Origin of the sequence: Aquimarina penaris, from assembly GCF_040786285.1 — a bacterium.
Classification (GTDB): Bacteria; Bacteroidota; Bacteroidia; order Flavobacteriales; family Flavobacteriaceae; genus Aquimarina.
Window position 1 is genome coordinate 801,961 of record NZ_JBFMKQ010000002.1, and the last position, 23,065, is coordinate 825,025.

Below are 23,065 nucleotides of genomic sequence, written 5' to 3' on the forward strand. Positions count from 1 at the left end.
ATTAAAATTTAAAATCGTGACAAAACAACTTACTAATAGGTCATGGTTATCTAGTCACTGGTTTAACTTTTATTTTTCTATTCCAATAGATGATATATAGAGTACCCAGTATTGTAGGGGTAATCCAGGCAATTAAGCTTCCGATCCCCAAACCGGCTACAATAAAAGCAGTGATCGATGCAATAAAAGCCCCGATAATTTTACTAATATGGGTGGTTAGCCATGAATTTTTGGTGTTGGTAAAAGTCTTGAAAAACCTAAAGTCTTTGATAGTCATAAACAGACCAAATGCACCGAAGAATAAAAATAGAATACTATTAGTTACTCCTGTAGCTATTCCATAAATACCAAGTGTGGTCATAATCACAGAAAAGAACAACATACTCCCAGAGATTGTTTTATCTGCCCAGTCTGCTTCTTTTTTGTGTTTGGATTTAAAGGAGAGTGCTCTGTTTCCTGCAAGAACCAGATACATTGTAAATAAACCTATTAAGAAAAGAAATAGGTTTTCATGATTGGGCATCCACGCAATTGGTAAGGATATTAGCGAACTGGCCATCATTCCTATAGAGAATAGCTTTCCTGTTTTTTTATGTAATGCGCTCCCTTTTTTTGTAATTATACTTAGTATTCCTGCAATTAATCCTACTCCGCCAAAAAAAGCATGAATGTATATAAAGATCGTAATTGTTTGTTCCATGGTTAGTTTTATAGTTATGACATCAAAGATCTTATTTTAAACGAGATTTGCAAGAGTTTGACTACCCAACTGTAGTTTTTATTGGATGAATGGCAAAATAATGTCTTTGAACACAATGAGTATTGTAAGGCTTATGTTTTTATAGCTGTACCCGTGATTTTCACCTTTCCTCCAAAAGGTAAAGCTTCTGCTTGATAAATTGTTCTTGAAGGCCTTTTACCTTCTGGGAATAATTTTATATATAATTGATTTATTTCAGGAAGGTCATCCAAATTATCAAAAGCAATATCAATAAATACGACATCACTTTTATTAAAGCCGGCATTTTTTAGAGCTGCAAAAAAGTTAGAAAATGCAAGTTGACCTTCTTCTAATGCTGTGCCAGAAACATAATTTCCATCAGTGTTTATAGATAATTGACCACTTACAAAACACATATTGTTTGCCACTACGGCATGGCTTATAGGATTTGACCATTTTGGAAGCCCTTCTCCTTGTACTATATATTTTTTGTTGCCCATATTATATTGTAAATAAGGATTTATAATTAGTCGGATTAACTCCTTTTAATAGTAAAAATAATATTGTCGAGATTGTCTTTATCTATTCTGTTTTCGATATGGTTAAAATTGTGTTTTTTTAAAAGGTATTTCGAAGGTTCATTAGCCTTGTGAGTGTATGCTTCAATTTGATCAAGCTGTAACGTTTCAAAACCGTATTTGAGTACAGATCGCAAAGCTTCACTCATAATACCTTTTCCTTGTAGTTCTGGGTGCAAATCATAACCTACTTCTGCAGTTTTTCTTTCTTTTGAGAAATTCCATAAACAAATGGTACCTACTAGTTCTGGATTTCTGTTTATGGTGATACCCCAAAATACCCAACTACCATTAGATATACCTTTTTTTATTTTATGAATAAAATTAACGGCATCTTGTAGTGTATCAGTTTTAGGCCTTTTTATATATTGATTGATAGTTAGGTCAGATCTTAAGAATTGAATTGCGTAACTATCGGCATTTTCTATAGGTCGTAATGTTAGCCTTTTTGTTTCTATGACGGGAGAAGTAGTAATCATTGTTTTATTTTCATAAAATAAAGAAGATATAATTAATCGAATTTTTTATCTAACCAATGAATTATATTTAGTAGTAATTTATAGTTTTCTTTAGCTTCATCTGTATTCATTCCAACTTTTCTCTTGTTGGGTCCGGCCAATTGTGTGGTGAACATGGCAGCCTCGCCAGAGACCACAATTCTACCTTTTCCAAATTTTGTATAGGCCCCCTGTGACCATCCTTTTAGATTATATGTTGTCGTTTTCTTGTCAAAAACCCATGCAGTATCCGGAAGTCTGTTCACATATCTCTGGTCGAAAACTAAAATAGGTTTTGCTTTAGCCGGTATTTTAATGGCTTGTCCTGTAAATGTGGCAACCTTTGAGACACTTTCGTTACTATTTCTTCCTTTAGTGATGGGGCTTTCAATAAGAGTTCCCGTTTTTAGACTAAAATATGCCGGTCCTTTAACCAGGGTGTCCGTAGCAAAACCATTGGTAAATCTAAAATTAAAAGCTGCTGCTAATTCTTCGGCGGCGCCAGCCATAGGCATATGATCAGCAATAAGAAATAAGCTTCCTCCTTCTTGTACCCATTGTTTGACTGTTTCAATCTCTGATTTTGTAAAAGCTGAAGAAACCGGAACATACCAATTTTCAATATTAGTTTTATGCAATGCATTAGAAATAACAAGAATCTTTCCGGTAGCTAATTTTTCTTTTTCAAAGAGACCTTTATACCTTTTTACGGTATATCCATCGCTCTCTAAAAGATTAGAAAACCCTTTATATCTTCCGTTTTTGGTATGAAAATTATGATGACCTTCATCGATAAAGACTACAGGTCCTTTTCCAGGTTCGTATTCTGGATTTTGTATTGTAGGTTGGTAGTTATTATCTGCAATTTGTTGCGAATAGGTACCAGCGGAAATAACAAAGAGGAAGATAAAGGCCGTTTTTTTCATGCTAGTAGTTATTTTATTTGTCTAACTTATTGTTCTTCTTTTGTTTCGGGTTGATTTTTTACATCTAACTTAAAAATATCATGTCTTGCATAATGTCCAATAACGTCAAAATCAAGTTTACTATGATTAATTTCATCTAGATCTAATTCTGCAATCAAAGCTCCTGATTCGCCAAATAAAGGCCCCGCTATCACTTTCCCCGAAGGAGAAACAATAATACTACCACCAGGACACATATCTTCGAATTCGTTTTCTACCAGTGGTTGATATTTTTGAGGATACATAGATTTGGTATAGTATTGATTACATCCCAGGACAAAGCATCTTCCTTCTAAAGCAATATGTTTCATAGTTGAGGTCCATTGTTCTCGAGAATCAGCTGTGGGAGCAATATAAATTTCAACCCCTTTTTGATACATAGACATCCGAGCTAAAGGCATATAATTTTCCCAACAGATAAGTCCACCTAGTTTTCCAATTTTCGTTTTAAAAGTAACCAAAGATTCGCCATCTGCTTCTCCCCATATAACTCTTTCGGTACCGGTAGGTTTAATTTTTCTATGTGTACCTAATAGACCTTCTGTTGGAGAAATGTATAACATCGAACAGTATAAGCTGCCATTGGTATCTTGTTTTTCTGTGACCCCAATAACCAAATATATATGTTGCGATTTTGATAGTTTTTCTAGCCGTCGAAGATCATCACTGTTAAGATTAATACTGTTTTTACGGTATTCGGAAAATAATGCTCTTCCTTCCCGAGTTCTACTACCAACCTTTGCCCCAAACGAAAATCCTCGTGGATAGCCAGGGATAAATGATTCTGGGAAAACAAGTAATTCACAGCCTTCTTTTGCATATTTTTTGGTAAGCTGTTCTACTTTCTTAATGGTTTGATCTTTATCAAAAAATACCGGACTCTCCTGAACTACACCTACTTTTACTTTCACTGGTTATTTCATTAAAAGATTAATTATATTTTTTATTGGTTTTAATTCTGAAGGAAATACGGTTATAGATTCTAATACGCTACTGCCAACGATAGTAAAGTTAGTGTTTAATGCAGTAATATATTTTTCTGCATCACTTATTTTTAATCCATTGGGTACTTGATAATACGTTTTATCATAATCTGAAGGCTCGAGGCAGTCAAAATCAAAATGTAGATATAGATGCGTAATTTTCTTTGATGCTAATGTTTGTATCAGATCTACAATATCTACATTGATTGGAGCATAAATGTTCTCGGCATCTATTCTTTCTTGCTCGGTTTGATCAATATCTCTTACTCCAATATAATGAATTTGCGATGCTTTGATTGTTGAGAATAGCAAAGAATTCATATTTTCTTCTCCTTCGCCAAGTAGGGTTCTTAAGGGCATGCCATGAAAATTGCAACTAGGAGAATCACAAGGTCGATTAATATCGGCATGGGCATCAAACCAAATAACTCCAAGGTTGGGATATTTTTGGTTTAGATAGGATACCGGAACAATCTCTAACCCACAATCACCGCCAATGGTTTTGATATTTTTGGGTTGAATATGATCTATTTCCTTTTTTAAACGCATTAACTGTTCTACAATAGCATCATAATTATTGATATGATATTTTTGTGTTCCATTTTTTCCTGCTCGAATATCAGAAAGCAGAATTTTTTTGAACGCTGCATCATTAAGATATTCTAAAATGGCTTTTGCGCCAGATTCGATATCTTTACCGGTACCAGATCCCTGCCATTGTGGAAAATAGATTTTCATTGTTTCAGGTTGTGATAGTATTTAATTTATGTATTTCTTTAATTGTGTTTCTCAACATATTTTTGACAATCAATTTATGAAATGGCTTTACAGGTAAGAAATACAATCTACCTAATGTATTATTAAACTTGACAATGGTTGAAATAATTAATTCCTTTTGATCTCGATCAGCAGGTTCTAACAAAAGTGAAACTCTAAAATTAAGATGATGATCATCTTCGCCAAGAATTAATTCACCCTCATTTTGTTCATACACTTTAAAAATTCCTATTCGTTTTCCTTTTTCAATAGTAAAGTGGTTAGAAAGTATGTCTTTTTTATGAAGAGTGTTACCCGTTTTTAATCCAAAGATCGAAACTATTTTATTTCGAAATACCATTAACAGATCTATCCATCTGGGAGAGGAAGTGAGAAATGCTTTGCTTATTTCTTCTATAGATATGTTATTATTTTCTTTTTGAATTTGGCCGAAATAACTATCCGCATAATCATATTTGATTTTTGATAACATTGAATTCTCTGGAAAGGCTATTTTCTTAATTTTCATCACAAAGGCTTCACATTTACATAAAAATTGGGGTCTACACTAAGTTTCTCTCCTTTTAATTCCTTTGTTTGCCATTCGGCATTAGGTTGAACCCATTCAGGTTTATCATCGATAAAAAGGCGAACTGGCATATCAAATTTTTCAATTATATCGACATAGCGGTATGTTAACTTGCCTTGCTTAAAAGAGTATTCGAGGGTTGGAATTTTAGTTGTTCTCAGATACTGGTCAAAAAACTCGGTAAGATCTATTTTGGTAGCCTTACTTATATAATCCTCGATTTGTTTTGTGGTAACGGTTTGATGGTAGAATTCTGAATTTAACCCTCTAAGAACAGATCGCCATTTCTCATCATCTTCAATAAGTTGACGAAGGGTATGCAACATGTTTGCGCCTTTATAGTACATATCGCTAGAACCTTCATTGTTTACATTATAGGATCCAATAACGGGTTTGTCGTTTTGTATGTTTCTTCTGGTTCCTATTACATATTCTGAAGATGCTTGTTTTCCGTAATGATAATCAAGAAATAAATTTTCAGAATAGGCAGTAAAACCTTCATGTACCCACATGTCTGCAGCATCTTTGTAAGTAATATTATTGGCAAACCATTCGTGACCAGCTTCATGAATAATAATAAAATCAAATTTTAATCCCCATCCAGAACCCGAAAGATCGGTACCAAGATATCCATTAGCATATTTGTTTCCGTAGGTTACAGAACTCTGATGCTCCATACCCAGATAAGGAACTTCGACAAGCTTAAAACTATCTTCATAAAAAGGGTAGGGGCCAAACCAATGCTCAAAGGCTTTCATCATCTTTGGCGCATCTTTGAATTGTTTTTTGGCTTTTTCAAGATGATCTCTTAACACATAATAATCCATATCAAGCGTGCCCTTTTCACCTGTATATTGTTCTCCAAAATGCACATAATCCCCTATATTGATATTTACTCCATAATTATTGATTGGATTACAAACAAACCAGTGAAAGGTTTTGGTGTCATTATCATGTTCTTCAACTTTGCGTAACCTTCCATTAGAAACGTTCATTAAATCTTTTGGAACATTAACACTAATAAGCAAGCTATCTACTTCGTCATACATATGATCTTTATTAGGCCACCATACGCTAGCTCCTAATCCTTGACAGGAAGAGGCAATAAAATGTTTACCATTGTTATCTTTTTTCCAAGAAATACCTCCATCCCATGGTGCTCGAATGGCTTCTCTGGGTTTTCCACTGTAAAATATGTCTAGGGAGTTAATATCATTTTCTGTTTGAGGGGCGACAAGAGTTATGAAATGCGCATTGCCCTCGGATTTTACATTTAACTCTTTATTGTTCTGAAGAACTTTTTCGATTTTTAAAGGCGGTTGCAGATCCACCTGTATTACATCATGATTTTTTAACACCTTATACTGAATCGTGTTTTTTCCTGTAATTGTTTTAGTATCCGGATCTACTTTAATATCTAGATGATAGTACGTTAAATCCCACCATTCTCGCTCGGGTGTTATAGATCCGCGCAATGTGTCTTGCCTGGTGAATTTTGATTCTTGAGCAAATACAAATAATGTTTGAAGTATACATAGTAATAAAAAGACCGATCTGTGCATTATCATGAAATTAGTATTCTAGAGGAATTAAAGTTAAAACAAGTAAAGCAACTAAGATAATAATAGTTGTGATTATCTTAGTTGCTTTGATACTTCTTTAACTCATAATTTATAAAATGTTTGCTCTAATTTTTTTCCATAATTTACTTAAAATGTAAGCTGCGCTAATGACCACAATAGTTAGAATAATAGCTAGCGTATATTTGCCGTAGATCCAATACCCTGTGGCAAAAAGTACTCCGTAAATTAAAACGCAAGCCACTAGCATAGCCAAAATACCCGAAGGTACACTCCATTGGCTAAAATCGTTTTTGATAGTTACTTGTTGTTGTTCGGCTGCTTTAATGGTTGTTTTCCAACCCGGACCACCAGGTTGAATTTTTTTGTAAAAATCAAATAGTACCTTATCGTCTTCTGGTTTTGTTAAATAGGTGACGACGATCCAAATAATTGAGGTAATACCAACAACTAGAAGATACTTAGACCATCCCGGAAGCATTCCTTCACCAAATAAGGCAAGATTAACAGATTCTAAATTAAAAATAATAGATACTATACCCGAGGCGAACATTCCGGAGATTTCACTCCATGCATTGATGCGCCACCAAAACCATCGTAGAATAAATATTAAACCTGTACCGGCACCAAACATAATGATATAGTCAAAAATTTGTTTGGCATTAGTTAGTTTAAGTGCCAAAACAGTGCTTATAATCATTAAAACGGCCGTAGAAATTCTACCTACCAGGACTAATTCTTTTTCTGAAGCATTTTTATTGACTTGTTGTATATAAAAATCATTTACGATATAGGAGGACCCCCAATTGAGATGTGTAGAAATTGTAGACATAAAAGCAGCGATTAGTGAAGCTAATACAAGTCCTAATAAACCAGAAGGTAATCGAGTAAGCATAGCTGAGTATGCCAGATCATGTCCGATTTTATCTTTTTGCACTTTTTCTTCTGGAAAAGCTTCTCGTATAGCGGTAAGTCCTTCAGATGCAAAATAGTAGGTATCCATTCTTTCTTTTTCTTCGTCTGTAAGTGTTCTGGTTTCCTCTAATTTTTGTAATTCAACATAGTTGTGTTTTGCAGCTTCCATGGTATTTGCATCGTCTTTTGGATATAATACTAACGAAGCTAATGCAACTAAAATCCAAGGCCATGGTCTCAATGCATAGTGCATAATATTAAAGAAAAAAGTAGCGCCTATGGCATGATTTTCATCTTTTGCTGCTAACATTCGTTGCGCTATATATCCACCACCTCCTGGTTCTCCCCCGGGATACCAGGAACTCCACCATTGTACAGCCAAAGGTATGATCAAGAGCGTGATTAATAATTCTGTATTATCAAAATCAGGGAGTAACGATATTTTATCAATAACTTGAGGGTGGGTGATCAAGTTAGAAACACCATTAACTTCGGGAAGATTAACACAGTAATAAGCTGCACCAATAGCCCCAATCATTGCCGTAAAAAACAAAACAAAATCGGTATATACTACACCTCTAAAACCTCCAACAGCACTAAAAATTACTGTGATCACCGCAGCAATACCAACTGTGTATAAAGGATCAAGCCCTAACATTACCTGGCTAATTTTTATGGCAGCTAGAGTAACCCCAGACATGGCAAGTACGTTAAATATGACTCCTAAATATATGGCACGAAAACCTCTTAAAAAATGTGCAGGTTTACCCCCATATCTAAGGTCATAAAACTCGATGTCTGTATTTACATTGGATTTTCTCCAAAGTTTGGCATATACGAATACAGTTAATAACCCGGTAATTAAAAAGGCCCACCAAGCCCAGTTGCCAGATACACCACCTTTTCGTACAATATCTGTAACAAGATTAGGGGTGTCTGTAGAAAATGTTGTTGCCACCATTGATAATCCTAAAAGCCACCATGGCATATTTCTTCCGGATAGGAAAAACTCATTTGTGTTTTTTCCAGATTTTTTGGAAACTACAATTCCGATGACTAGGGTAATGGTGAAAAATGAAAATATAAGAATAAGGTCTAAATTTGATAATGTGATCATTCAGATGATTTTTAAATGTGTAAATCTTTGTTGTTATTAAAAATGGTTTCTTTTACATGTTTTACATAATTGCGCCCGATAGGAATTTTTTTAGAATCGATTTCTACCAAGTTTCCTTCTACAGATTTTATTTTATCTATGGCGATAGTATATGATCTGTGAACACGCATGAAATTAGAGTTAGGCAACTCTTCAGTAATTCCGGTAAGTGATTTATGAACAAGATAATTACCTTGTATGGTAATAACTTTTATATAGTCTTTAAGACTTTCTATATATAAGATTTCCTTTAGAAGGATTTTTACTAGTTTTTTGTCGACTTTCAGGAAAATAAAAGGTTCTTTGTTTCCTGTATATTCTCCTTTTTTAGATTGACTTTGATTAATAACCTGATTTAGTTTGTTAATGGTTTTCAAAAATCGATTAAAAGGTATTGGTTTAACCAGGTAATCCAAAACATCTAATTCAAAACTTTCTACGGCATATTCTCTATAGGCAGTCGTAATAACAACCTGATAATCGTGTTTGCTATTTTTAATAAAGTCTAAGCCGCTCATTTCTGGCATGTTAATGTCTAGAAATAGTACATCTACCTGTCCGCGTTCAATAATTTCTATTGCTTCTATGGGATTGTTAAAAGAGCCCAATAGTTCGATGTTTTTAAAAGAAGCTAAATGAGATTCTATAATTTTTATAGCGTAAGGTTCGTCGTCAATAATTATACATCTGATACTCATAATATGGGGATTTTCAGTAATACGTTAAACGTATTATCAATAATTTTGGTTTCTAAAGAATACTTGTTTTTATAAAGTAACTCTAGTCGTCGTCTAACATTTTCGATTCCTATACCATGTTTTTTTTCTTTAGAGGTATTTGTATTAAAATTGTTGGTTGCCGAGAAGATGAGTTGTTCATTTTTTTTATTTTCGAATTGAATGTCTAAGGATACTGTATCATTATTTTTACTTCCATGCTTAAAACAATTTTCAATAAATGGAAGAAGTAAAAGTGGTGGTATTGCAATATCATCTATATTTCCTTTAATCTGAATTTCTGAAGTTACCTTATCACCATACCGCATTCGTTCGAGTTCCAAATAGCTTTGAATATAGTTGATTTCACTTAATAAACCTATTTTGGGTTCTTTTACATCATAAAGTACATATTGCATGATCTCAGATAGTTTTAAGACTACATCAGGGGCTTTTTCAGATTTTTCTATAGTCAAATAGTATAGGTTGTTTAATGTGTTAAAAAAGAAATGTGGTTGTATTTGAGACTTAAGGTATTTCAGTTCTGTCTGTAATTGAAGTTTTTGTAAAGATTCATTCTTTTTACGTTCATATATCCAATCACTTGCTAGCTTTATGGCAGTAACCAGTGCAACTACATAAATTTCCCCGATGGTAACCGCTACAATGTGGTTAAAGCTAAAAGCTTTCTGTGCGCCTATAGCTTCAGGCCAAATATTACTTGTTACCAATAATAGATTAAGCCCTGTTCTTGCTACGTAGACCGCGGCAAGAGAAATAATGACAGAGAAAAAATAGAGGGTATATTTTCTTTTTAATATGAATTTTGGGATTAGATAATTGATATGAAAGTATGTAAGAACAATATGTATTGTAAATTCTACAAGGTTTGATTTTAAAGAATACACATAGTCATCAAAATAACTTCCCCAACGAACAAAATTGATGACAAAATACCCTATCCAGAAGAAGAAATGATACTTTATCGGAATTCTATATGAATATGTTTTGGGTACTTTATTTGGCATTGATTACTATTCTTTTTGTGAAAAATTGTTAATAAACGTGAAAAAATTATGTGTTTTTTTTGTTAAAAACAAAATACTTTGCCAAATATTTAAAAATGTGTTTATTTCTAAAAACGCTGGTATACGAAAATATGTTGTTTGTTGTTTTTTTAATGTTGTTCGGATATTTAATTTCTTTTTCAACTTAATTCATAAAACCTTTAAAACTTAATAAACAAACAAATCAATCTTAAACTACATGAGAAAAAGTATTTTAGTTTTCTCTGCTTTTTTATCCTTTTTGATTATTCAACAAGTAAAAGCACAGGAAAAAGTAATTACTGGAACAGTAACTTCTGCAGGAGCAAATTCAGTACCTCTGCCAGGAGTTAATGTTATAGTAAAAGGGACAACAAGAGGAGTACAAACAGATTTTGATGGGCGATATACAATTGAAGCATCATTAGGAGAAATTTTAGAGTTCAGTTATTTGGGGCTTACATCAATTTCTGTAACAGTAGACGCATCGAGTACAATCGATGTCTCTATGGAAGAAAATTTAGAGCAATTAGACGATGTAGTGGTAACTGCCTTGGGGATTCAAAAAAGCAGGAAATCGCTAACATATGCCGCTCAGGATATTAATGCCAATGAGCTTAGTAAGGTTAAACAAACCAATCCTGTAAACAGTTTATCAGGAAAAGTATCGGGAGTGGTTATAAATCGAAGCTCTTCTGGAGCAGGAGGATCGGTAAAGGTTACATTAAGAGGTAATTCTTCTTTAGGGAACAATCAACCTCTCTATGTTGTTGATGGTATTCCATTATCCAATCCAACAGGAGGTCAGCCTGATAACACTTTTGGAGATCTTAATGGAGGAAACAGAGACGGAGGTGATGTCTTGTCACTTATAAACCCTGATGATATAGAATCATTGACCGTATTAAAAGGGGCTTCAGCTTCAGCATTATATGGAAGTGCTGGTTTAAACGGTGTTATATTGATTACTACTAAAAAAGGTAAAGCGGGAGGCTTTATAGTAGATTTCTCTTCTAATGTTTTGGTAGAAAATGCAGCGTATTATTTAGATTTGAATGATGAGGCAGAACGTAATGTAGATGACTTTTTTAATACTGGGTTAACCTCGATAACATCCCTATCTGTATCTGGAGGTTCAGAGAATGCCCAAACCTATTTTTCATATTCTAACACTTTTGCATCTGGCGTACTTCCGACTAATGATTTAAAACAACATACCATTAATATTAGGGAGACAGCTAAATTTTTTAATAACATTGTGACTGCCAATGCTAGTGTTTTGGCAACAACACAAACTATTGATAATCGACCGGTATCAGGATTATATTTTAATCCATTAGTGGGTGCCTATAATTTTGATGCGCCGGGAGAACAGCTTTCTGATTATGAGAATTTTGAGGCATTTGATCCCGTTAGAAGAATTCAAACACAGCGTTGGTTTAGAGGCACCTCTGATATTGAACAAAACCCATTTTGGATATTAGAAAGAAATGCCAGTGAGGATACTAATAGAAAGTTATTAGCCTCTTTGAATTTGAAGTTTGAAATTAGCGATTGGATATCACTACAAACCCGAGGGACTTATGATCAAACCCTTCTTGGGTATGATAAAGAAATATATGCTACCACCGAAGCAACATTGGCTCCCAGTACAGGTCGATATATTTATAATGAGCAAGATATAAAACAGATTTATGGAGATATAATTACCACCATAAATAAACAATTTAATAAAGTTTCTTTATCGGCCAATATTGGAGCGAGTACTACAAGAACAACTACAGAAATTCTTAATGCAGATTCAGGCACCAATGGTGGATTGCAATTTGCTAATGTTTTTTCTATTCAAAATTTTAATGCCAATCCAGGAGTGTCTATTTCTCAGCAATCATTAGAAAAAAAGATAAACTCGATATTTGCAAGTACGACTATTGGGTTTGATGAGAAATTATATATAGATCTTACCGCTCGTAATGATTGGTCATCTTCTTTACCATCAAGTAACAACTCATATTTTTATCCTTCGGTTGGGGTGACAGGTATTTTAAGTGAAGTTTTTGATATGGGAGATAAAATTTCATTTGCCAAAATACGAGGGTCGTATGCCGAGGTTGGTAATGATGTTCCTGCAAATACAGTTTTTCCTGAACGAGAGATTTTATTTGGAGGTGGTTTGAATCCATTAAATCCAGTACGCCCTCTCGGAGAAGTTAGGCCAGAGCAACAAACGTCTTATGAAATAGGAACAGAATGGAAGTTTTTTGATAATCGATTCGGTTTCGATATTGGGTATTACCGAACAAGTACAATTGATCAATATTTTCAGGTGCCAGTTTCTACAGGTACAGGATCTGTTACAGTTGGAGTTAACTCAGGAGATATTGTTAATACAGGTTTCGAAGGAGCTATTTTCGTAATACCTGTTAAAACCGAAAAATTTAGCTGGACCTCAAATATTAATTTTGCAACGAATGACAATGAAGTAAAAGAAATTAGTAACCCTTCAGAAGATGTGCAAATTGGTTTTACAGAAGTGTCACCTAAAGGGGTTAATACCTTTGCATCATATCTTGTCGAAGGAGGTTCTTATGGTGATATTTATGCTCAAGTAGTAAAACGCGATGCCAATGGTCGTCCTGTCGTAGATAATGGGGCTATTGTTATTAATGACGAAAATCCTGATAATGTTATAGAAGGTTTAGAAAAAGTAGGTAACGCTAATCCGGATTTTACTCTAGGATGGAATAATTCTATTACGTATAAGAATATAAGTTTAGATTTTTTAATCGATGGAAAATTTGGAGGAGAAACGGTTAGTATAACTGAGGCCGTTGTAGAAGGATCAAGTAACAATTCACAACGAGAAACAGATAATGGTACTATAGAAGTAGTAAATCTAGCAGGAGATGTTTCTACACTTTCTGCCCAAGAGTATTATGGTCTAGCAGGAGGTCGAAATGGTTTTTCTGGAGAGTATGTATATAGTGCTACAAATGTTCGTTTAGCAGAATTAGCAGTGGGGTATGATTTTAAATTATCAGACTCTTCCTTTTTCAGGAATATAAAAGCATCTTTAATTGGTAACAATTTATTTTTTTTCTATAAAGATGCTCCTCATGATCCTAACGTTACATTAAGTACCGGAAACGCATTGCAAGGAGTTGATATTTTAGGGCTTCCCTCTACAAGAAGCTGGGGATTGAATATTAATTTAACTTTTTAAAAAAGAACTATGAAAAATATAAATAAAATACTTCTATCTGGCTTAATCATATGCTCGATGTTGTTTCTCTCATGTGGTGATGATTTAGAGGGGATTGATGGTAACGCCAGAGATATTAGTGATCAACAACTTGAAATCGATTTTCAGGATATAGGGGCTCCATTTAGACCAATATTTCAAAGTATCTATCAATATGATCCACCATGGTCATTTCAATTACAACAAAATCTAAATGCAGATGTCTTTTCGGGATACATGACCAATCCAAGACCATTTGTTGCAGGAGCAAATAATACTACATACAATCTGGTGGGAGGATGGAATAATTTTATTTGGAGTGTTCCTTATTCTAATGTAATGAACAATGCAAAAACTATAGAAAATGCAACAAGGGACGAATTTCCTGAATTTTTTGCGCTTTCTCAAATCCTTAAAGTTAGTGCAATGCACAGGGTATCTGATGTTTTTGGACCCATTGTATATACAAAATTTGGAGCATCTGAAACTACGAGTGAGTATGACTCCCAAGAAGAAGTCTACGCTGCTTTTTTCAATGATTTAGAAGAGGCGATGCAGATTTTGTCTGATAATATTGGTAGTTCAAGATTTCAGCCGTTTGATTTAGCATACAATGGAAACTATACAAACTGGATAAAGTATGCCAATTCACTAAGGTTACGTTTGGCAATTCGTATTTCAAAAGTAGATCCTGATAAAGCAAAAACTGAAGGAGAAAAATCCCTTAATCACCCAATGGGGCTCATCGAAATCAATCCTGAAGGTTTTTTTGTAAATGGTACTCTGGATCATCCTGTAAAAACGATTAATAATTCTTGGGGAGATATTAGGATGAATGCATCTATGGAATCTATATTAATTGGTTATGAAGATCCACGAGCAACATCCTACTTTAGAGAAAAAGTAGTAACAGATACCGAGACTGTACCTATCCAACCGGGATCATTAAAAGGAATTCGTAATGGATTACCTCTATTACCAGGGTATGCAGATGAGTTGGCACAAAAGGCCGATTATATTAGGTTTGCTGTTATTCATGAAGATTTATTAACCCCTAGTGTACAGTTAATGACCGCTGCAGAGGTATACTTCTTAAAAGCTGAAGCAGCACTAAGGGGTTGGAGTAGTGCAGGTGACGCAAAAACAAACTATGAGTTAGGGATTTCAACGTCATTTCAGCAACACGAAGCTTCTGGAGTTACTTCATATACTACAGACAATATATTAACGCCTAAAGACTATGTAGACCCTGTTAATCCGTCAAATAATATTGCAGCCTTGAGTACAATAACTATTGCCTGGGACGATGCTGCTTCTAATGAAGAAAAATTAGAACGTATTATTACACAAAAATGGATTGCCATGTTTCCAGAAGGGCAAGAAGCTTGGAGTGAGTATAGACGTACAGGGTATCCAAAGATATTTCCTGTGGTTAATAATCAGAGTGGAGGTACTATCGATACTGATCTTCAGATTCGTAGAATTCCATTTGTAGATAGTGAGCTTGCTACAAACGCCGCTGGTGTTGCAAACGCAGTAAATAAACTGGGAGGCCCAGATACTGGAGGTACCAGGTTATGGTGGGATGTTCCCGGCGGGAATTTTTAATTTGAATTGCTGTTAATCTTAAAAAGAGAGAAACAAAGTATAGAAGTTTGATTTCTCTCTTTTTACCGAAAAGTAAAATATAATTAATAATAACCTGTTCTATTGTAGAAAATTATAAATGAGAAAAGATTACCTAACACAAACATTAATAACTCATGAAATTATTAAAAACAACCACATTCGTCATAGCATTATGTGCGTTTTTATGCTCATGCTCTAACGAAAGTTTTTTAGAGGAAACATTAGAAACGACGAATCCTACAGAATCATTAGATGGTAACAAATCTGTTCTTACCGAGCCTATTGTCTTAGGATATTTTCCTTCATGGTCAGAAAGCTGGACCACTACTGGGCAAGGATCAAAATTAAGAGATATTCCTGAACATATAACTCATGTGTTTTTGGCATTTGCAAAACCTAATTTGAGATACCAAAAAGGATCTCTGGATATTGCTGGTACAGGAATTCAAACTCCTTATGGTGGTGAAACATTAAAAGAATCGGTTTCTATACTAAAATCAAAAGGGATCAAAGTAATTTTATCTGTTGGCGGTGAGACGTATTGGGGTACAAATGCGGCTTATGATATCAATTATCAGCAAATAAAGGACCTGGTAGATGATATGGGTTTCGAAGGAATTGATTGGGATTTTGAACCTAATGGAAGCTTTGCCACTATTGGAGATCCAATAAATGTGCAGCGATTTATCGACTTTTTTAACAACTCTAGAGCTATAATGCCTAAAGGGCAATATCTTATTGCTTGTGCACCGGCTGGAGTTGGTGCCTTGGGTGGTGTAAATAATAACGATCCTTCATCTCCGTATGCCTTTAGCAAAAGAAATGCGGTGACAGGAGAGTCTGATGCTAATTTGTATAACGCTACTTCACCTAATCAGGCAATTAGCTTATTTGGATTTGCTACTACCGGTCATATGATACCTGTGATGGAAGCTGTTGGAAGTAAAATAGATTTAATAGCATACCAAGGATATAATACAGGTGCCGCTAGTAATAGAAAAATAATGTATGACGCATACAAACATTATGCGAATCAATATGGGTTTTCTATAGCCGCAGGGACACATTATCCAAATGAGCCTTGGGGTCCCTATTATACGTATACGTATCAGAATGTAGCCGATCTTTCTGGTCATATAGCTGCCAATAACTCTAATAATGATGGTGTAATGATATGGCAATTGTTATTAGGGGATACTTCATCTTCAGCATATGGATACCTTTATGTTGCTAGTCAGGTACTTAACGGGGTTTCACAATCTCAAGCCATAGCTAATGCAGAGAATTACCCAGAATCACCATATTCTGGCGGTGGCGGTGGTGGAGGAAACAATGGAACAGGTTGTGAATCGGCACAATGGAGTGCCACTACCACATATACTGCGGGTAAAGAAGCAGTTTATCAAGACAAGCTTTACAAAGCAAAATGGTGGACTATGGGAGATGTTCCTTCGGCAAATACAGATCCAAATCCATGGGAATTTATACAAGATTGTGGTGGAGGTACAGGTAACAATCAACCTCCTTCTGTTAGTATTACGTCTCCTTCAAATAATACCACTACAAATCAAGGGCAAACTATCTTGATATCTGCAAATGCATCTGATCCTGATGGTAGTATAACTAAAGTAGAATTTTTTGAGGGTACTACTAAATTAGGCGAAGACCTATCGAGCCCTTATGAATATAGTTGGTCTAATGCTTCTGTAGGGAATTATACGATAACAGCAATAGCTACGGATAATGATGGTGATTCCTCAACATCTTCTTCGATTGCGCTTACAGTTCAGTCTTCGGGTGGTGGTGGAGGTTCTTGTAGTGGAGTAGCGGCTTGGGAACCATATCCAAAAGTTTATAATCAAGGAGACCGTGCTGTATATCAGGGAACATTATACGAGGCACAAACAGGTCCATTATGGGTGACTCCGGGAAGTGGTGAGCATTGGTGGAAAACTATTGGATCATGTAATTAATTATGTAATCAGAAATTTCCCCATATATTTAGTTTTTGATTTTAGAAACCTTGGTCGTAGCTATGTGGCAGCTATTATCAAGGTTTTCTTATTCAAAATCCCAATTTATAAGTTTTAACTCGCTATTTTTACTAAGAAGAAGTATATATTCTTCTCCGTTAATAGTAATTAATTCTGCTGCTTTTGTTTGTAAACCTTTCAAATTAGCAGAAAGCGAAGAGGACCATTTAATGCTATCTTTTTCGGTATTGCCAAAAAGAAAATATCCTTTAGAAGCATCATATCGAATGGTTTCTACTTCTGCTTCAAATAATGAACCGATACCAAAAATATCATTGTGTCCATCAGCATTGAAATCTGCAATTAAAAAGTCTGTTGTGGGGCCAAATTGAACAGATTTTGGTAATTCCCGAATATCAAGATTACCATCACCTTTATTAATGATTAGTATACTACTGAAGTTTGTTACACTATAATGTGTAGCTTCTTTTAAATCTTTATTTCCATAAATATCGATCAAAGAAGCTGAAGCAAATTCTTTGTACGTTTTAAATTTTTGAGTAAGTTTTGGGATTTGTTCAGAAGAGCATTCTTTTCCTCTTATGGGTAGTAAAATCCCATCTTTGGCTTCTTTGCTCAGTATGATATCAAACGAGCCATTATCATCAAAATCTTTTGCATAGATATGCAATGGTTTATTTTGATTAGGGTGAAATTTATTGTTTTGCCCCAAGTTTCCGACCAGGTAATCCATATCTCCATCCTGATCAATATCGGTTGCCTGGATATTAAAGTACCACCCTATATAGTTGTCTAGTTTTGTGTTAGTAGATCTTGTAAAAATGCCATCTTCATTTTCAAAAATGCAGATAGGCATCCATTCACCGGCAATTAAGAGGTCATTATCACCATCGTTATCATAGTCAGAAAAAACGGCATCATTTACCATCCTTAATTGATCAAAACCTTCAGATATTTTGTTGGTAACATCTATAAATTTTCCATTTTCGTTTTTTAACAAATATGAAGGTGATGATAAAGGATATTTACCTGGGATTACTCCACCGCCTATAAAAAGATCAAGATCACCGTCCTTGTCAAAATCGGTTGTCGCTATTGCATTTGATGTAGAAGTCATTTGAGGTAAAACTTCCTTTTTAGAAAAATTCCCTTTCCCATCGTTTATATATATCCTATCCTGAAGCGAAGAGCTATTATCTATATCCTCATAACTTCCTGTAGCAATATATAGATCCTGATCACCATCAGCATCTATGTCAAAAAATAATGCCTTATTATCTTCAAGATTGATGTCATTTTCAAAAACCTTTGTATTAGACTTGCTAAAGGTGCCATTTTTATTCTGAAGATAAAGTGCTGCCGAGGCTCCTTTGGCATTACCTGCAAAGAAATCTTCTCTATCATCATTATTTACATCGGCTACCGCCAAAGCAGCTCCCTTTTCACTTTGTTTTTGTGGTAAAAGTAATTGATGCGAATAATCATCAAAAATGGATTCATTATTTTTATAGGTAATCCCGAGTTTTTCACCCTGTATTAATGTAAATAACTCAGGTGTCTTTTTTATAGAGGTGTGATATTGATTCTGTTTATTAGGATGTGGTACGATGAGATTTTGATCGCTAATCACATTGTTTAATATACTTAATGCCCCTTTTGGCCATTGTATATGGATGCTATCAATATGAGTTGTGTTACCTAATCCAAAATATAATCTATTAGTTACAGAAGATTGAAACCCCCTGCAAGTGTATAATTCTTTAGCTTGTTTTAGGTCCTTGGCATAAACATTCACCTTTGCACCAATGGCATTTGGATTGTTTTTTTTTCCTAAAAGAGAAAAGGAGATAAAGTGATTAGATTGGTTGTTTTTATAAATACTAGCCAGGTCAGACTGATTATTAAGAATAAGATCAAGGTCACCATCATTATCTAGATCGGCATAAGCGACACCATTAGAATTAACTTTTTGTTGTAGTCCCCATTCTTTTGTAATGGGTTGAAAAGAATAATTACCGTTATTAGCAAAAATTTTGTTTTGCAATTTTGTAGAAGGCATCATACTAATTGCTTCTTCAAGGCTTACTTTTTTTCGATTGCGAATATTGGTTTTCATCTGGTTTCTAAAATCTTGATTTGATAGGTCATGTTCTATACCATTGGTAACAAAAAGGTCATTAAAACCATCATTATTAAAATCAGCTAGTAAAGGCGCCCAACTCCAATCGGTTTTTGCAATACCGGTTAGTTGCCCAATTTCACTATATATTCCTTTTCCTAAATTTAGTTGCAACATATTAGACATGTATTGGTGATGATATCCAGAAGCTACGAGATGATTAAAATTTTCTGTACTCATAGTTGCCATATTTTCCTTACTTCTTTGGTGATCTTCTGCCAGCATGTCCAGGACAACGAGATCTGGTTTTAGATCGTTATTTATGTCGGCATAATCAGAACCCATACTATTGGCAGATATATGGTCAAAAAACTCAAGGATTCTATTTGTAAAAGTACTGTTACCATTATTAATATATAGAAGGTCTGGTTCTAAAAAATCATTGGCTACATAAACATCGGGCCAGCCATCTTCGTTAAAATCACCAATAGAAGCGCTTAATCCCCATGCTTTATTTAGAATTCCTGATGTTGAGGTAATATCTTTAAATACACCATCAACGTTTTCAAAAAGCTGATCAGTACTTTCGGGTCTAATGTCGAGTTGTATCCTGGGATCAACGGTGGTATTATTATTAAAGTCGGGGCGGTGATTTACCAAATAGATATCCAGATCTTCATCTTTATCAAAGTCAAAGTAGTATGCTTGAGTAGAGAAGGCTTCAGAGTCTAAGCCATATAACTTTGCTTGCTCTATAAAGGTTCCATTCTTTTGATTGATATATAATTTGTTTTTTCTGATTTGATTATTCCGCAGAGATCCTGATTTACATACATAAATATCTAACCAGCCATCTGCATTAATGTCGATCATAGAAACACCAGTCGTCCAACCAATATCATCTAGTACTCCTGCTCTTTGTGTGATATCTTCAAAAATGAAATTTCCTTTATTAAGATAGAGTTTATTGCTTTCTTGATTAGAACCAAAATATACATCCTCTAAACCATCATTATTAATATCACCAACAGCAATTCCTCCTCCATTATAGATGTAAGAATAGTTAAGAAAATTAAAATACAAGGTTTCAGAAACAGTATTTTTAAAATAAATATTAGTGTGCGTTTCAGAAAGTTTTTCAAACAAGTGAGTTTGATCGTCGACTATTGATGATGAACCTTCTTTTTTTTCTTCGGAACAACCAAAGGTTAATATGAATAGTAACATATATATGTGCTTACGCATAGTTTTTTTGTATGAATTTCAGTATTTTTATATAGACCCCGTTTAGGACATAGTTGATGAATAATTTAAAATATAAAACATTTCTTTTGATCTTTAATTTATCCTCTATACAACATCATATCATCGACAAATAACAGGATTCTTAAGAAAATTAGTAGCGTACCCATGGTTATACTCTTTAAGAATTAAAACTTGAGGCACTTTCATAAAAATACATAGCGATATTGATAAAGCTATACAATTGATTTTTTGAGTCATTTATAATTCGTTTTATGTCATCTGTCGAAAAACTTTTTATAAAAACCATATTGGTGATAGCTTCATTATACTATAAGCATTAAACAACTAATTTTATATAAAGAATGAGTTCAGACACGAAATATGATGCGGCATTAAATCAGAACAATGCAGTGCCTTATTATAGAGATATAAGTTATCGAGAAGCTGGTAAATTTGAAGAAACCCGATTTGAAAAGATCCATAATGTAATTTTCAAAAGTTCGAACTATGCCTCTATAATTGTAGCACAAGAAATTGCCAGATTAATTAAAGAAAAACATGCTCAACAAGAATATTGTGTTTTGGGCCTCGCTACAGGGTCTTCACCTATCAAAGTATACGAAGAGTTAGTAAGAATGCACAAAGAAGAAGAGCTGAGCTTTGCTAATGTAATTACTTTTAATCTAGATGAATACTATCCTATGGAGAAAAGTAATGTACAGAGTTACCATTATTTTATGCATGAACATCTATTTAATCATGTAGATATTTTACCAGAAAATGTTCATATACCCGATGGTACGATTTCTCAAGAAAATTTGCATCAATATTGTATAGATTACGAATTAAAAATTAATGCAGCTGGTGGTTTGGATTTTCAATTGTTGGGAATTGGTAGAACGGGTCATATTGGGTTTAATGAGCCAGGGTCTCATTATAATTCGGTTACTCGTAGTATAACATTAGATCATTTAACCAGATCTGATGCTGCCCCTGCTTTTTTTGGTATCGAGAACGTACCCAAAAAGGCAATTACCATGGGGATAGGAACCATTCAAAAAGCAAGGAGAGTTGTTATTATGGCATGGGGGCATAAAAAAGCAGATGTTGTAAAAGAAACCATAGAAGGAGTAATTACATCAGAAGTTCCTGCTTCCTATCTTCAGGATCATAAAAATGCAACATTCGTTCTGGATCAAGAAGCTGCCGATGAGTTAACACGTATCAAAACTCCTTGGTTGGTAGGGCCATGTAGATGGAATGATAAAATAAAAAGCAAGGCAATTATATGGTTAAGTCAAGAGGTACGAAAACCAATATTGAAACTCACAGATAAGGACTATAATGATCATGGAATGTCTGGTCTCTTAGCAGAAGAAGGATCATGCTACGAACTAAATATCAGAATGTTTAATAAGCTCCAGCATACGATTACCGGATGGCCCGGAGGAAAACCAAATGCAGACGATACCCATAGACCAGAACGTAATACACCTCATCAAAAACGTGTTTTGATTCTTAGCCCACACCCTGATGATGACGTGATCTCGATGGGAGGTACGTTTCTTCGTTTGATAGAACAAGAACATAAAGTACATGTGGCATATCAGACCTCTGGTAATATAGCAGTATCTGATGAAGAAGCAATAAAGTATGCAGAAGTAATCAAAAATATTGTTTCAGAAGAAGAAAAACATGCTATAAATACCATCATTACAGATCTCAAGAAAAAAAAGGAAAATGCTATAGATACCATAGAAGTTAGAAACCTAAAAGGATTGATTCGTAGAGGAGAGTCTTTTGGAGCTACACGATTTTTGGGACTGCATGATGCCTATGTACATTTTTTAGATATGCCCTTTTATGAAACGGGTTCTGTAAAAAAGAATCCTTATGGAAAAAAAGATGTTGAAACTCTTTCAAAACTTATCAAAACGATAAAACCACATCAAATATATGCCGCTGGAGACTTAGCAGATCCTCATGGGACTCATAAAGTTTGCTTAGATGTATTGTTCGAGGTTTTAGACAACATTAAAGAAGAAGAATTTATAAAAGATTGCTGGGTTTGGTTATATCGAGGAGCATGGCAAGAATGGGATATTCATGACATCGAAATGGCTGTTCCTTTAAGTCCTGATGAGGTCCTGAAAAAGCGCAAGGCTATATTTTTTCATCAATCTCAAAAAGATGGAGTAATGTTTCAAGGCGATGATTCTAGAGAGTTTTGGGTTAGGGCAGAAGAGCGTAACCAGCAAACGGCAAAAAAATATCATGAATTAGGTTTTGCAGAATACGAAGCCATAGAAGCCTTTAAAAGATATCATTTTTAAAA

At 34.4% G+C, this 23,065-nt stretch carries 16 protein-coding genes; 4 read left to right on the forward strand and 12 right to left on the reverse strand.

Translation table 11 applies throughout. The features are described from left to right. Positions 1-46: 46 nt before the first annotated feature. From ABW637_RS13120 to ABW637_RS13170, 11 genes are all read right to left on the reverse strand, one after another. Positions 47-700 (reverse strand): hypothetical protein, encoded by a 654-nt coding sequence (locus ABW637_RS13120; RefSeq protein ID WP_367585157.1) that lies wholly within the window; start codon positions 698-700, stop codon positions 47-49. A gap of 131 nt (positions 701-831) precedes the next feature. Further along, positions 832-1,221 carry a RidA family protein gene (locus ABW637_RS13125; protein WP_367585158.1) on the reverse strand — a complete coding sequence of 130 codons (390 nt, stop codon included), beginning with the start codon at positions 1,219-1,221 and terminating at the stop codon, positions 832-834. Positions 1,222-1,256: 35 nt separating this feature from the next. Further along, complete coding sequence (locus ABW637_RS13130; protein WP_367585159.1) at positions 1,257-1,778, reverse strand: GNAT family N-acetyltransferase; 522 nt, start codon at positions 1,776-1,778, stop codon at positions 1,257-1,259. Between the two features lie 32 nt (positions 1,779-1,810). Beyond that, positions 1,811-2,722: a hypothetical protein gene (locus ABW637_RS13135; RefSeq protein ID WP_367585160.1), complete on the reverse strand. Its 912-nt coding sequence runs from the start codon at positions 2,720-2,722 to the stop codon at positions 1,811-1,813. A 26-nt stretch (positions 2,723-2,748) separates the two neighbouring features. Then, the gene (locus tag ABW637_RS13140) at positions 2,749-3,672 is read right to left on the reverse strand and encodes a carbon-nitrogen hydrolase family protein (RefSeq protein WP_367585161.1); all 924 of its coding nucleotides are present in this window, start codon (positions 3,670-3,672) and stop codon (positions 2,749-2,751) included. Between the two features lie 3 nt (positions 3,673-3,675). Next, on the reverse strand, positions 3,676-4,482 hold the full coding sequence (locus tag ABW637_RS13145) for an arginase family protein (RefSeq protein WP_367585162.1): 807 nt from the start codon (positions 4,480-4,482) through the stop codon (positions 3,676-3,678). Positions 4,483-4,486: 4 nt separating this feature from the next. Further along, complete coding sequence (locus tag ABW637_RS13150) at positions 4,487-5,029, reverse strand: DUF2867 domain-containing protein (RefSeq protein WP_367585163.1); 543 nt, start codon at positions 5,027-5,029, stop codon at positions 4,487-4,489. Continuing rightward, positions 5,029-6,651: a M1 family metallopeptidase gene (locus ABW637_RS13155; RefSeq protein WP_367585298.1), complete on the reverse strand. Its 1,623-nt coding sequence runs from the start codon at positions 6,649-6,651 to the stop codon at positions 5,029-5,031. The genes ABW637_RS13150 and ABW637_RS13155 overlap by 1 nt, the downstream gene beginning before the upstream one ends. Before the next feature lie 109 nt (positions 6,652-6,760). Continuing rightward, positions 6,761-8,701, reverse strand: coding sequence for a sodium:solute symporter family protein (locus ABW637_RS13160; protein WP_367585164.1), 1,941 nt, complete (start codon positions 8,699-8,701; stop codon positions 6,761-6,763). Positions 8,702-8,712: 11 nt separating this feature from the next. After that, the gene (locus tag ABW637_RS13165; RefSeq protein WP_367585165.1) at positions 8,713-9,438 is read right to left on the reverse strand and encodes a LytR/AlgR family response regulator transcription factor; all 726 of its coding nucleotides are present in this window, start codon (positions 9,436-9,438) and stop codon (positions 8,713-8,715) included. Next, complete coding sequence (locus ABW637_RS13170; RefSeq protein WP_367585166.1) at positions 9,435-10,484, reverse strand: sensor histidine kinase; 1,050 nt, start codon at positions 10,482-10,484, stop codon at positions 9,435-9,437. The genes ABW637_RS13165 and ABW637_RS13170 overlap by 4 nt, the downstream gene beginning before the upstream one ends. Positions 10,485-10,722: 238 nt before the next feature. On the opposite strand from ABW637_RS13170, the gene ABW637_RS13175 reads away from it, so the two are divergent. From ABW637_RS13175 to ABW637_RS13185, 3 genes are all read left to right on the forward strand, one after another. Then, complete coding sequence (locus ABW637_RS13175) at positions 10,723-13,725, forward strand: TonB-dependent receptor plug domain-containing protein (protein ID WP_367585167.1); 3,003 nt, start codon at positions 10,723-10,725, stop codon at positions 13,723-13,725. A gap of 9 nt (positions 13,726-13,734) precedes the next feature. Further along, a complete protein-coding gene (locus ABW637_RS13180; RefSeq protein WP_367585168.1) occupies positions 13,735-15,351 on the forward strand; it encodes a RagB/SusD family nutrient uptake outer membrane protein in 1,617 nt (538 codons plus the stop codon). Positions 15,352-15,506: 155 nt separating this feature from the next. Further along, the gene (locus tag ABW637_RS13185; RefSeq protein WP_367585169.1) at positions 15,507-17,345 is read left to right on the forward strand and encodes an Ig-like domain-containing protein; all 1,839 of its coding nucleotides are present in this window, start codon (positions 15,507-15,509) and stop codon (positions 17,343-17,345) included. An 88-nt stretch (positions 17,346-17,433) separates the two neighbouring features. Here ABW637_RS13185 and ABW637_RS13190 read toward each other — a convergent pair whose 3' ends face one another. Then, entirely contained in the window at positions 17,434-20,730 is a 3,297-nt protein-coding gene (locus ABW637_RS13190; protein WP_367585170.1) for a VCBS repeat-containing protein, read from the reverse strand. 362 nt (positions 20,731-21,092) lie between these two features. Here ABW637_RS13190 and nagB point away from each other — a divergent pair, with 362 nt between their 5' ends. Beyond that, on the forward strand, positions 21,093-23,063 hold the full coding sequence (gene nagB, locus ABW637_RS13195) for a glucosamine-6-phosphate deaminase (RefSeq protein ID WP_367585171.1): 1,971 nt from the start codon (positions 21,093-21,095) through the stop codon (positions 23,061-23,063). Positions 23,064-23,065: the final 2 nt, after the last annotated feature.